Origin of the sequence: Phyllobacterium phragmitis (genome assembly GCF_002980495.1) — a bacterium.
Taxonomy (GTDB): Bacteria; Pseudomonadota; Alphaproteobacteria; order Rhizobiales; family Rhizobiaceae; genus Paramesorhizobium; species Paramesorhizobium phragmitis.
Genome location: NZ_PVBR01000008.1, coordinates 206382 through 219105, shown reverse-complemented (window position 1 = coordinate 219105; position 12724 = coordinate 206382). Strand labels below are relative to the sequence as shown.

Sequence of the window (12724 nt, the reverse complement as noted above, 5' to 3'; positions counted from 1 at the left end):
GCGGCCGGGCACCCAATCGGATCAGAATGGGGAAGCGGGGAAATAGAACTGGTCGGCGTTTTCCGGCGTGATCAGCGGTGCACCAAGCAAGAAGGTACCGCGCATGGGTGCCTGTCCGTCGAACTGTGCCGCCGTCATGTAGATGGCCGACTTGATCATTGACGGCGGATAGGGCGTCGAGATCGGCGTGCGCGCGTTGCCTTCCTTCACCATCTCGATGACCTGCTTCATACCATTGCCGCCAAGCGCATACTTTATGTCCTTACGCCCCGCACGGTCGATGGCCTCGATGACGCCAAGCAGCATGTCGTCGTCGTTCGCCCAGACAGCATCGATCTTGGGATATTTCGCAAGATAGTCCTGCATCAGCTTGAAGGCCTCGTCCTGATTCCAGTTGGCGTACTGGATGTCGAGGATCTTGATGCCCGTCTTGTTAATGACGTCAGAAAAGCCCTTGATACGCTCATCGTCGATGACGGTCGGAATGCCACGAAGCACGACGATCTGCCCCTCGCCGCCAAGCTTATCGGAAAGCCACTGTGCCGTGTTCGCACCAACGGCGATATTGTCGCCCGCGACATAGAGATCCTGGATCGCAGGATCGGTAAGGCCACGGTCAACCACGGAAATGAACGTACCCTTCGCCTTGATCTGCTGGACTGGACCAGTCAGTTCCTCAGAAGTGAACGGTAGGATAACCAGCGCGTCCAATTTGCGGGTTGCCGAGAGATCCTCCAGTGCGGACACCTGTGCAGTCGCTGAGGACGCCGTTGACAGGACGACGTCAATGTTCGGAAACGCAGCCTCGATCTCCTTCTCGGCCTGCTCTGCGTGGTAGACCACGCCTCCCGTCCACCCATGTGTGGCGGCAGGAATGGACACGGCGATGGTGACACTCCTCTCCTGGGCATTAGCGATGACGAGCGGCAGAGCCAAGGCGATGGCAGCCGTGGATAAAAGTATTCTCGTCTTATGTAACATGGACTTCATTTTCTCCTCCTTTGAAGTCTGCGTTGTTTCAACGGTTGGCGGTAAAGCGGTGTGCCAGCATGGCTATGATGATGATCCCGCCCTGCACGGCGGCCACGAGGTACTCGGACACCAGATCCGAAAGGACCATGACGTTGGCGATCACCTCGAGAATGAGGGCGCCTGCAACGGTTCCTCCGATGCGGCCCCTGCCCCCGCGAAGCAGGGTGCCCCCGATCACGACCGCGGTGATGACCTGCAATTCCCAAAGCTGACCTGTCGTAGGTGTCGCAGCACCGAGGCGGGGCACATAGCAGATGGCCGCGACGGCGACGCAAAAGCCCTGGATGACGTAGGCGACCGTGCGAACGCCTGCGACATTGACGCCGGAAAAGCGCGCCACCTCGACATTGGATCCCGTCGATGTCAGACGGCGGCCATACTTTGTCTTGTAGAGCAAGAAGGCGCCGAGCATAACGACCACAAAAGTAATGAGCACCGGATAGGGAATTCCAAGAACGCTGCCGAAATAAACCGGGCGGTAAGCTTCCCTGAGGCTCCGGTCGATCGACAGCGAGCCGCCGTTCGTCATAAACGTGATGAAGGCGCGGAAGATGCCCATCGTGCCGAGCGTCACGATGAAGGGCTCTATACGTCCAAGCGTCACGATGAGGCCGTTGAAGAGGCCACAAAGCGAGCCCACGACGAGTGCCACGCCCGCTCCCATCGGGATGGCCCAGTTTCCGAATGCCGGCACCAGATGATTCATTACCATGATCATGATGCCGGTGACGAAGGCCATCATCGACCCCACCGACAGGTCGAGCCCACCGGATGAAATCACGAAAGTTGCTCCTACCGCAATGATCGCGATGAAAGCGCTGCGGGTGATTACATTGATCAGGTTGTCTGCCGACACGAAGCTGGGATTGACCAGCGCACCGAACAGCATGATCACCGCAAGCGCGATGAATGGCGCAAAATCAGCCCACCGGATGCGGCTTCCTTCGTCAACAGGCGCGACGGTCGCTGTCGCTGCAGTCATTTTCATCCTCCTCCACCGCTCCACGCTCGCCCGTCGTGGCGGCGTAGACGACGTTTCCCTCACTGATGTCTTCGCCACGAAGCTCGGCGACGATCCTTCCGGACCGCATCACGAGGACGCGGTCGGCGAGCCCCACGAGTTCCGGCATTTCCGACGAGATGACGATGCAGGCCTTTCCGGCGCGTACCATCGTGTCGATGAAGTCGTAGATCTGGCTCTTGTTGCCGATGTCGATACCGCGCGTCGGTTCGTCGATAATGATTACCAACGGATCGGCCATCATCACCTTGGCAAGGAGCAGCTTCTGCTGATTGCCGCCCGATAGCTTACTGGCTTCGAGCCGCAGGGAGCGCACGCGGATGTCGTAGCCGGCGACGGCGCTCTTAAGGCAGGATCGCTCGCGGCGCCGGTTGAGGAATATCCCCGGATTAAGGGTATCCAGCGCCTGTAAGGTCAGATTGGGGAAGCAGCCCCTTGCCTTTGCGATCCTCAGTCAGATAGACGAGACCGGCGTCCATCAACGTGCGGACGGACCGGTTCTTGATCTCGTTGCCGTTCAGGACGACATTTTCAGCGTCGGACGGACGAAGCCCCATAAGCCCTTCGATCAATTCCGTGCGCCCCGCGCCGATCATGCCGCCGATGCCCAGAACTTCGCCGGGGCTGACGCTGAAGGAGACTTTCTGCGAGCTGTGATCGACGGCGAGATTCGTAACCGACAGGATCGGCGCGGCGGTGGCGGCAGGCCGTTTGTGCGGATAGAGCACATCCAGTTCCCGCCCTACCATCAGTTCCGCCATTTCGCGCTGGCCGAGGCCGGCCGCCGGCCAGGTGCCGATCATGCGGCCGTCGCGAAGAACGGTGATGCGGTCCGCAAGCGCCTGCACCTCATCCAGACGGTGCGAGATGTAGAGCACCGCAACGCCGTGATCACGCAGGTTGCGTACGATATCCAGCAGCGCCGCCACTTCGTTATTAGCAAGAACAGCAGTCGGCTCGTCGAATATGACGACCTTGCGGTCGTCGAGAAGGGCACGCGCGATCTGCACCAGTTGCCGCTGGGCGAGCGGTAGCGCACCCAGCCGGTCGCGCGGCCGGGCGGTCGAACCCATACGCGCCAGGAGTTCGGCGGCGCGACGGTTCATCGCCCTGTCGTCCACCAGCAAGCCGCGACCGATCTCGCGCCCGAGAAAGAGGTTTTCCGCCACCGTCAGATCTGCCGCAAGCAGAATTTCCTGGTGAACGAGAACGATGCCCGCATTCTCCGCATCGACGGCGTTGCGGAATGCGACCGGCTCACCTTTCATGATCAGCCGGCCGACCGTCGGTGCGACGTAGCCGGAGAGAAGTTTCATCAACGTGGACTTGCCTGCGCCGTTCTCGCCGATGATGGCGTGAACCTCTCCGGCGCGAACATCGAGCGAAACGTCCGACAGGACGGTGATCGGGCCATAGGCCTTGCCTAACCCTTCAACCCCCAGCACAGCGATGGCTGGAATCGGCGGCGCCACCGCCGTATAGGGAGACAGGACCGCGTTCATTCGAAAGCCGAAAGCAGACGATCGCGCGAACGCTCGATGTGGTCGCGCATGGCATCGAACGCCGCCTGCGGGTCACCCGCGCGGAAGGCGGCGAGCAGATTCTCGTGCTCCTCGAGCGCCTCCTGCGTCACGCGCGTGTGAAACATCAGCCGGAAGATGTGCAGATGGACATGCTGGTTCGACAGCGTGCTGCGGATCACGTCGTTGCCCGCGATCTTCAGGATCGCGTCATGGAATTGCGCATCGGCGCGGGCAAAGCGGGAGTAGCGCGTGTTGCGATCGACAGGCGGCTCGCCGTGCCCCATATCCGCGGCGGAATCCTCGAGCTGCTGGAGCGCTTCCGGCGTCATGTTGATGACGGCGAGCCTGGCCGCTTCCGGCTCGATCAGCAGACGGAAAACATAAAGGTCTTCGAACTGTTTGCGCGTCCATTGGGGTGCGGCGCTGTAACCGATCAGATGCTCCTTAAGCACCAGACCCTCGCGTTCCAGACGACTTAAAGCCTCGCGGATCGGCGTCTGGGATACGCCAAGCTCGCGAGCGAGTACGTCGATGCGGATGCGGGCGCCGGGCGCAATCTCCAGCGACATCAACCGGTGATAGATGCCGTCGTAGACGCCATCCACGACGCTGGTCGGGCGAATGCTCGCCGCCTTTCCTTCTCGCTCCGCCGCAAATGCCACACTCAGCCTCCGATCTATTTGTTGACATGTGCGCTTTTGTTGCAAATAAGATATCGTATGTCAAATACAATATCGTATACGATCCGATATAGGATTTTGAAAATGAAGCTGTCACCAGAATATCTTCGGAACCTGGCGACCGTCCTCATCGAAAGGCGCGGCGCTGCCGCCGCCGCCGCTCGTCTCCAAGCCGACGTTCTCATAGAGGCGGAATTACGGGGATTGCCGTCTCATGGCCTGCAACGGCTGCCGCTGCTTCTGTCCCGACTGGACAAGGGATTGGCGGATGTTCGCACGAGCGGAACCGGGACGTGGCAACGGCTGGGGTTTCTGAGCATCGACGGCGAACGCGGACTTGGTCCGGTCGTCATAATGAACGCGATGGAAATGCTGCGGGGGGCCTTGACGGAGACGGGTCTCGCCATTGCGGCGATCCGCAACGCCAACCACATCGGCATGCTGGCCTATTATGCGGAAGCCGCGGCCAGAGATGGCCTGATCGGCATGATCCTGTCGACGAGCGAGGCTCTTGTTCATCCGTTCGGAGGGACTAAGGCGATGCTCGGCACCAACCCGATCGCCATCGGCATTCCCGCAGGCGACCACCCTTTCGTCCTGGACCTTGCGACCAGCGTCGTCTCCATGGGCAAGATCAACAACCATGCCCTGCGCGGAATTCCCATTCCGTCTGGCTGGGCCGTGGATCGCGAAGGCCGCCCAACCACCGATCCACACGCGGCGAAGTCGGGGGCGATCGCGCCCTTTGGCGATGCCAAGGGTTACGGGCTAGGCCTTGCGATCGAGCTTCTGGTCTCCGCGCTAGCCGGGTCCGATCTCGCTCCGGATGTGCATGGCACGCTCGACGAGACCCATCCTGCCAACAAAGGCGACATTCTCATCCTCATCGATCCGTCAGCCGGCACGGGCAGCAGCAAGGCGCTTGCCGCCTATCTCGATTGCCTGCGCCTTTCCCATCCTCTTGATCCCAGCCACCCGGTGGCAATTCCCGGCGATGGCGCACGGGCAAGACGGGCTGCCGCCATGGAAGCGGGAATCGAGTTGCCGCAGTCGCTTTTCGAACACCTTACGGCCCTTGAGGCTGCCTGAATTCATCGGAGGAACCACGGAATGAACCTATTCGGCACAATGAGGGCACCGCGCGAATTGCTCTTCGGCGTCGGCCAGCGCCATGCCCTCGGCGGCATTGCCAGCAAGCTCGGCCGGCGCGCGCTGATCGTGACGGACACGCGCCTTGCCACGGACGCCGACTTCCACGCGCTGGTCCGGCAACTCGAAGACGCGCAATTGGCGGTGAACGTGGATAGTTCCACCTTGCCGGACGTCCCTGTGGAATCGGCCATCGCCAGTGCCGCTAGCGCGAAAAGCTTCGCTCCAGACCTTGTGATCGGCATCGGCGGCGGATCATGTCTCGACATGGCGAAATGCGTCGCCCTGCTCTTGACCCACGGCGGCCGACCGCATGACTACTACGGCGAGCACAACGTGCCGGGACCGCTCATGCCGCTCATCGCCATTCCCACAACCGCCGGCACCGGCTCGGAAGTCACGCCTGTCGCCGTCCTTTCGGATGCCGAACGCAGCCTGAAAGTCGGCATTTCCAGCCCCCATCTGATCCCGACCGTTTCAATCTGCGATCCAGACCTCACCCTTTCGTGCCCGCCTGGGCTGACGGCGATCGCCGGAGCTGACGCCCTGACGCACGCAATTGAAGCCTTCACCGCGATCCGGCGCGATCCGGTACCCGGAATAACCCAACAGCGTGTCTTCGTCGGCAAGAATGATCTTTCGGACCATTTTGCGCTCACCGCCATCACCCTCCTGTGGCAGGGTCTGGAGCGGGCCTGCATGAATGGCGCCGACCATGAGGCGCGTGAAAAGGTGATGCTTGGCGCCACCCTCGCCGGCCTTGCCTTCGGCGTGGCCGGCACAGCCGCCGCCCATGCCATCCAGTATCCGGTAGGCGCCCTGACACATACGGCGCACGGCCTCGGCGTTGCCTGCCTCATGCCCTACGTGATGACCTGGAATGCGCCGGTGATCCGCGGCGAACTTGCCGAGATCGCGCAAGCTGCCGGGCTTGGCGGTGCGGATGAAGTCATACCCGCGCTCTCTTTGCTTTTCGAACGGATCGGCATTCCCACAACGCTGCGCAATCTTGGTCTTGCGGAAGACCGGATCGACTGGGTGGCCGAGCAGAGCTTGGGTATTGCGCGCCTGATCCAGAACAATCCCCGCCCGCTGAATGCGCACGAAATGCGCAACCTCGTCGCCGCGGCCCATAGCGGCAACCTGTCCAGCCTGAATTGAAATGAAGAGGGCACCCCAATGACGTTCCAGGCCAACATTTCCGGCTATGCCGATCCCGCCCTTCACACCCATGGCCTCTATATCGGCGGCGAATGGCACAAAGGCGGTGGGATTCCCGTCCTCGATCCCTCGACCGGCAACGTATTGGCCGAGGTGCCGGACGCTTCCGTCGAAGACGCGTTGCGCGCGGTCGATGCCGCCGAGGCTGCTGCTGCCGGATGGCGTGTAACCCCGGCCCGCCATCGCTCGGAAATCCTGCGCCGCTGGTTCCAGTTGATGACACAGCACGCCGAGGAGCTTGCAATGCTCATCGCACTGGAAAACGGCAAGGCCCTGCCCGACGCGCGCGGCGAGGTAGCCTATGCCACCGAGTTCTTCCGCTGGTATGCCGAGGAAGCAACGCGCATTCCGGGTGAATATCGGCACACCCCTTCCGGCTCGCATAACATCCTTGTCGACCATGAGCCGATCGGCATCGCTGTCCTCATCACGCCCTGGAATTTCCCCGCCGCCATGGCAACCCGCAAGATCGGTCCAGCCCTTGCCGCCGGCTGCACGGTGATCCTGAAACCCGCCTCCGAGACGCCGCTGACGGCCTACGCCATGGTCCGTCTCGGCGAGGAGGCGGGCGTGCCGCCCGGCGTGGTCAATGTCCTCACCACGCGCAACCCAAGCGGGGTAACAAATGCTATGCTCGCCGATCCCCGCGTGCGCAAGCTCTCCTTCACCGGCTCGACCGGCGTCGGCCGTATTCTTCTTGCCGAAGCAGCCAAGTCGGTCGTCAGCTGTTCGATGGAACTCGGCGGAAACGCACCCTTCCTCGTTTTCGACGATTCGGATCTTGAGGCCGCTCTCGACGGCGCGATGATCGCAAAAATGCGCAATGCCGGCGAAGCCTGCACCGCCGCCAACCGCTTCTATGTTCAGGCGGGGATCCACGACGCCTTCGTCGCGGGCCTCACCGCCCGCATGGCAGCCCTGAAGATCGGCCCAGGCTACGATCCGGCAACACAATGCGGACCCATGATCACTCAGAACGCCGTGCGTAAGATCGACCAACTCGTGTCAAACGCCATCGAACTGGGAGCCCGCGCCACGACCGGCGGAACGCCGCTTGCCGGAACGGGGAACTTCTATCCTCCCACGGTTCTTGAAAACGTGCCCACCAATTCCGCTATCGCGCGGGAAGAAATCTTCGGCCCCGTCGCGGCCGTCTACAAGTTCGAATGCGAGGAGGACGCCATACGACTAGCGAACGACACCGAGTATGGCTTGGCGGCTTATATCTATTCGCGTGACCTGAAACGCGCGATGCGGGTTGGCAAAGGCATCGAAACGGGCATGCTGGGGATCAACCGCGGTCTCATGTCCGATCCGGCTGCGCCTTTTGGCGGGGTCAAGCAAAGCGGGCTTGGTCGCGAGGGTGGTGTAACGGGCATCCTGGAATTCATGGAGGCAAAATACTACGCCGTTGAATTCTGACGCAGCAGGAGGAGAGAAGATGAAAGGGCAAGATCCCTATTGCATTCGCGATTTCGTGCCGGACTTCGACGCGATCGCGGCCGAGTTTGCCGAACGCAGTCGGGCGCTGTCGGGGCGCATGACGATGCGCGCCAACATGGCCTATGGCACGCGACCGCGCGAGACGCTGGACGTGATCATGCCCGAGCACCCAACAGCGGACATGCCATTGCACGTGTTCGTGCATGGCGGCTATTGGCGTTCCGGCGAGAAGGCCAACTACCGCTTCGTTGCAGCACCAGTATTGGCTGCAGGCGGGGTGGCGGCGCTCATCGAATATGACCTCATGCCGGGCCAGCGCTTGCCAGTTCTCGTAGATCAGGTCCGCCGGGCGGTGCGATGGCTACAGGGCCATGCAAAAGACTTCGGTGCAGACCCGGATCGCATGACCGTCAGCGGCCATTCGGCCGGGGCGCATTTGGCATCGTTCCTGGCAGCGACGGGCCCGGAGGAGTCTCCTGCGCCATCGCTCCCACCGCTTCGAGGACTGCTTCTCGTCAGCGGAATTTACGACTTGTCCGATATTCCCGACAGCTTCCTTCGTCACGAAGCCGAGATGACTCGTGCGGAAGCCGCCACGTGGTCACCACTCTCCTCGACCCAGACCCCCTGCCTACAACGCATCATTGCCTACGGCGGGGATGAGACTGCACCGTTCCACGATCAGGCGGCTCAATTGCATGAAAAATTGCGATCCAAAGGAGAGGATAGCCAAGTGTTGTCAGCATCCGGCCTCAACCATATGAGCATTGTGCTAGACTTGGGAGACATCGATGGCACTTTAGGCAAACGGCTCGCCGACCTTGTCGCGTCGGATTAGACCGTATGTTCGTGGGGTGAAGATGGCCCGCCCCCGCGGTCTTGAACGGATTGCCCCAGTCATCCCAACGATTGCGAGGCAAGAGCGAAAAGTACGGCACTCTCGTCGCCGGCGGTGCCGTAATCGACGCCGTCACCGAGCGTCATCGTCGTCACGGTGTCAAAGATCGGCAGGCCGCATCGCTGGATAAAGCTCGCGAAGGGGCCGCCCTCAAAATGGGTATCGACGCGCAGGAAACGACCGGCATGAACTGCCACCTGCGGCCGCGCAACCGCGATCGCTTCCTCCACGGACAATGCGGCGATCGGACCTAGGACGTGGCCCCGCCCGAAGGCGCGGCTCATGGAGCAGGCCCGCAACTCCCTGCCTCGAAATAGCCCGTAGCAGAGCGAACTCACGAACAAGCGGGCAAGATGGACAGGGCGGGGAACAGCAAATCCCGGCGCATCGAACGCGATCACCGCATCGAGGTCGCTTGCCCGCAATTGCCTGATCTCGTGCCCGGTTGGCGGCTCGTCCGCCCCGTCCGGTTTGCGGGCCTTTCCCTGGCACTGGAACACAGTCTGCTGCGTCACAAAATCCAGCGATCGATACAGCCGGCGTGCCGCGCGCGTCGCATTCAGCCGGAAGCTCATCCCGGGGCACTCGGCCAAGACGCGCTGCATCAGCCATTTCGCCGTCCCGTTCGTCTGCAGCCGCGGCGATGTGATCAGCATGCCAAGGGTCGCGAAATGCTCGCCGTGCCGGAACCACATGGCCGATCCCATGACCCGGCCGATATCGTCCAGAGCGACGAAACCGTCGCCGAGTTCCCGCAGATACTGCCAGTCTTCGGCCCGGTGCGGCCAGCCAACCGCGATGGACAGCGCATGCAACTGCTCCAGATCGACATCGGCCACGTGGGCAAAACGCATCTGAAATGCGTCGACATGCAACGTCTCCGGCACTTTCAAATCCATCGTCCGCCTCTCCGATGCCACATGATTTGCCCATCGATCGCGCAACGAGCTCTCTTGAGAGCATCCTAGCCGGCCCTTTACAGAACATTCCGCTTCTACGGCCCGCTCCTGCACAAGAATTGACCGTATGGCGGTCGCTTTCGGCAGCCATTCATGCCGTTCGCACTTAATCTTTCAAGTCGAACCGAAATCAAGGGCCGAAGCGGGTGCCAAAAGCCGCATAAGGGACAGCGCAATGAATGCCACCGACATCCTGAAAGCGCTGGCGAGCTTCCCGTCGGTCGTCGGCACGCCCAATGCCGCCATCGTCGAGTGGATCAGATCCTATCTCGAGGGTTTCGGCATCATCGCCCATATTCTTCCCGGGCCCGAGGGCGACAGGGCCAATCTCTTCGCCTCCATCGGCCCTTCGGATAAAGCCGGCTATATCCTGTCCGGCCACATGGACGTCGTCCCCGCGCAAGAGACGAACTGGACTGGTGATCCCTTCGCCCTGCGGCGCGACGGAGAACGGCTCTATGGCCGCGGAACCACGGATATGAAGGGGTTTCTTGCCGCAGTGCTGGCATCCGTCCCCGCGCTTGCCACCTCGCCTCTTGCGCGGCCCGTCCATCTCGCCTTTTCCTATGACGAAGAAGCCGGTTGCCGCGGCGTGCCTCATCTCCTTGCCCTGCTGCCCGATCTGTGTGCGCCGCCGGCGGGCGCGGTGATCGGCGAGCCGAGCGGCATGCGGCCGATCCTCGCGCACAAGGGCAAGGCGGCAGCCCGTGTCACCCTGCAGGGCCGCTCCGGTCACTCCTCCCGTCCGGATCTTGGCCTCAATGCGGTGCACGCCATGGCAAGCGTGCTGCAGGCAGCGGTATCGACCGCCCACGACCTTGCCAACGGGCCGTACGACCGAACCTTCGAACCGCCCTATTCCTCGTTGCAGGGCGGCCTGATCCAGGGCGGCCAGGCGCTCAACATCATTCCCGATCGCTGCACCCTGGACATCGAGGCACGGGCCATCGCGGACGTCGATCCCGCCACCTTGCTGGCGCCGATCCGCTCCGCCGCCGAGGTTTTGCGAGCATCCGGGATCGGTGTCGAATGGGAAGAACTGAGCGCCTATCCCGCCCTCTCATTGGCGCGGCAGACCGCCCTTGCCGACCTTTTGACGGAACTCACCGGCCAGGAGCCCCTGGCTGCCGTCAGCTACGGCACCGAAGCAGGCCTCTTCCAGGCAGCCGGCATCGACGCCATCATCTGCGGCCCAGGCGATATCGGCCGCGCCCACAAGCCCGACGAATACATCCTGGCAAGCGAGCTTTCCGCCTGCCAGTCGATGATCGAGGCGCTCGGCATGCACTGTCGCGCCTGAGCTCAGACAGATTGCGAAACGGACCCCGACCATGACCTTTCTCTTTCACTCCGATGCCCGCCGCGGCGCTATCTTCCGTGAGGCTTTTGCCAGGGATTTGCCGGATCTGCCTTTTTCCACGGCCCCTGCGGCGGTCGATCCCGATTCCGTGCGTTACCTGATCACATGGACCGTTCCCGAAGACCTCCGACGCTACCGCAATCTCGAGGTGCTGTTTTCCATCGGCGCGGGCGTCGACCAGTTCCGCATCACTGACGTCCTGCACCACGTGAAGGTGGTGCGCATGGTGGAAGAAGGTATTGTGCGCATGATGCAGGAATATGCGACGCTCGCCGTGCTCTCGCTCCACCGCGACCTACCAGCCTATCTCGGCCAGCAGCGGGATCGGATCTGGCAGGCCCTCCCCCCGGTACAGGCGTCCGAGCGGCGTGTCGGCGTGCTCGGCCTCGGCATGCTCGGCCAGGCTGTGCTCGAGCGGCTGAAGCCTTTCGGTTTCCAGCTTTCAGGCTGGAGCCGCACGCAGCGCGAGATCGAAGGCGTGACATGCCACGCAGGAGACAGTGCTCTGACCGGCATGCTATCGGCAACCGACATCCTTATTTGTCTTCTGCCGTTGACGGACGAAACGCGCGGTTTCCTCAATGCGGATCTCTTCGCCCGCCTGCCGGAGGGTGCCGGCCTTGTCCATGCAGGCCGAGGACCGCAGCTCGACCACGAAGATCTCGTCGCAGCCCTCGACAGCGGCCGGCTTTCCGGCGCCGTGATCGACGTGACTGATCCCGAACCGCTTCCGGCTGGCCATGCCTTCTGGAGCCATCCCCACATCCTGCTGACGCCCCACGTGGCAAGCGTCACCCAGCCGCACACCGCAGCCCGCGCCGTCATCGACAACATAAAGCGCCATCGCGCCGGCATTGATCCGGTCGGCCTTGTCGACCGCAGCCGCGGATACTGACGTTTCAACCCGAAAGGAAAACCATGTCGCTACTGAAAACCATTGAACCCAACCCTTCGTTTGCACCGCGCGAGGCCGTGCCGGTTCCTGAACGGCTGATCTCCGGAAACCCCGGCTTCAAGACCTGGGCGCAGGACGCCGCCCGCAACGAGACGATCCATACCGGCGCGTGGGAAGCCACGCCCGGACTTACCCACTCGATCAAGGGCGAGACCTTCGAGTTCTGCCATATTCTCTCCGGCCTCGTGGAAATTACACCGGAAGGCGGCGAGCCAGTGATCTACAAGGCCGGCGACAGTTTCGTCATGAAGCCCGGCTTTGTCGGAATCTGGAAGACCATCGAGACGGTCCGCAAGATTTACGTGACAGCGTAAATGCGCGGCAGCGGCGCACATTCAAGCCTGCCGCTGCCCAGACGGAGCGCCGAAGAATAAGCTGCGCGACGGCTGCAAAACGGATTTTTCGGCCGGCGCCCCGGCCGCGATCGGATCAAGCTACTCCCGCCGATCCATTAGCCTTGCCAGATAGCGATCCGAGGTAATC

Annotated in this window: 11 protein-coding genes and 1 pseudogene; 7 read left to right on the top strand and 5 right to left on the bottom strand. The window is 62.1% G+C overall.

Going from position 1 to position 12724, the window contains the following annotated elements; genetic code table 11:
• Positions 1 to 21: 21 nt before the first annotated feature.
• The 4 genes and pseudogenes from C5748_RS13325 to C5748_RS13310 all read right to left on the bottom strand — a co-directional run bounded on the left by C5748_RS13325 (position 22) and on the right by C5748_RS13310 (position 4244).
• Positions 22 to 990 (bottom strand): substrate-binding domain-containing protein, encoded by a 969-nt coding sequence (locus tag C5748_RS13325; RefSeq protein ID WP_105742415.1) that lies wholly within the window; start codon positions 988 to 990, stop codon positions 22 to 24.
• A gap of 28 nt (positions 991 to 1018) precedes the next feature.
• Positions 1019 to 2014, bottom strand: coding sequence for an ABC transporter permease (locus C5748_RS13320; RefSeq protein WP_105742414.1), 996 nt, complete (start codon positions 2012 to 2014; stop codon positions 1019 to 1021).
• Positions 1980 to 3555: pseudogene (locus tag C5748_RS13315) on the bottom strand (sugar ABC transporter ATP-binding protein). The gene C5748_RS13320 and the pseudogene C5748_RS13315 overlap by 35 nt, the downstream one beginning before the upstream one ends.
• Positions 3552 to 4244 (bottom strand): GntR family transcriptional regulator, encoded by a 693-nt coding sequence (locus tag C5748_RS13310; RefSeq protein WP_105742467.1) that lies wholly within the window; start codon positions 4242 to 4244, stop codon positions 3552 to 3554. Before C5748_RS13310 ends, C5748_RS13315 begins: the two are co-directional and overlap by 4 nt.
• Before the next feature lie 96 nt (positions 4245 to 4340).
• Here C5748_RS13310 and C5748_RS13305 point away from each other — a divergent pair, with 96 nt between their 5' ends.
• From C5748_RS13305 to C5748_RS13290, 4 genes are read left to right on the top strand one after another with little or no spacing between them, the layout of a single operon-like run.
• The gene (locus C5748_RS13305; RefSeq protein WP_105742413.1) at positions 4341 to 5345 is read left to right on the top strand and encodes an Ldh family oxidoreductase; all 1005 of its coding nucleotides are present in this window, start codon (positions 4341 to 4343) and stop codon (positions 5343 to 5345) included.
• Between the two features lie 21 nt (positions 5346 to 5366).
• Positions 5367 to 6566: an iron-containing alcohol dehydrogenase gene (locus tag C5748_RS13300; RefSeq protein WP_105742412.1), complete on the top strand. Its 1200-nt coding sequence runs from the start codon at positions 5367 to 5369 to the stop codon at positions 6564 to 6566.
• Positions 6567 to 6584: 18 nt separating this feature from the next.
• Complete coding sequence (locus tag C5748_RS13295) at positions 6585 to 8048, top strand: NAD-dependent succinate-semialdehyde dehydrogenase (RefSeq protein WP_105742411.1); 1464 nt, start codon at positions 6585 to 6587, stop codon at positions 8046 to 8048.
• A gap of 19 nt (positions 8049 to 8067) precedes the next feature.
• Positions 8068 to 8907: an alpha/beta hydrolase gene (locus C5748_RS13290; protein WP_105742410.1), complete on the top strand. Its 840-nt coding sequence runs from the start codon at positions 8068 to 8070 to the stop codon at positions 8905 to 8907.
• Positions 8908 to 8966: 59 nt separating this feature from the next.
• On the opposite strand, the gene C5748_RS13285 is transcribed toward C5748_RS13290, so the two are convergent.
• Positions 8967 to 9866 carry a GNAT family N-acetyltransferase gene (locus tag C5748_RS13285; RefSeq protein WP_105742409.1) on the bottom strand — a complete coding sequence of 300 codons (900 nt, stop codon included), beginning with the start codon at positions 9864 to 9866 and terminating at the stop codon, positions 8967 to 8969.
• A 235-nt stretch (positions 9867 to 10101) separates the two neighbouring features.
• Here C5748_RS13285 and argE point away from each other — a divergent pair, with 235 nt between their 5' ends.
• From argE to C5748_RS13270, 3 genes are read left to right on the top strand one after another with little or no spacing between them, the layout of a single operon-like run.
• Positions 10102 to 11226 carry an acetylornithine deacetylase gene (argE, locus tag C5748_RS13280; RefSeq protein ID WP_105742408.1) on the top strand — a complete coding sequence of 375 codons (1125 nt, stop codon included), beginning with the start codon at positions 10102 to 10104 and terminating at the stop codon, positions 11224 to 11226.
• A 31-nt stretch (positions 11227 to 11257) separates the two neighbouring features.
• A complete protein-coding gene (locus C5748_RS13275; protein WP_105742407.1) occupies positions 11258 to 12181 on the top strand; it encodes a 2-hydroxyacid dehydrogenase in 924 nt (307 codons plus the stop codon).
• A 23-nt stretch (positions 12182 to 12204) separates the two neighbouring features.
• Positions 12205 to 12555, top strand: coding sequence for a cupin domain-containing protein (locus C5748_RS13270; protein ID WP_105742406.1), 351 nt, complete (start codon positions 12205 to 12207; stop codon positions 12553 to 12555).
• Positions 12556 to 12724 lie beyond the last annotated feature (169 nt).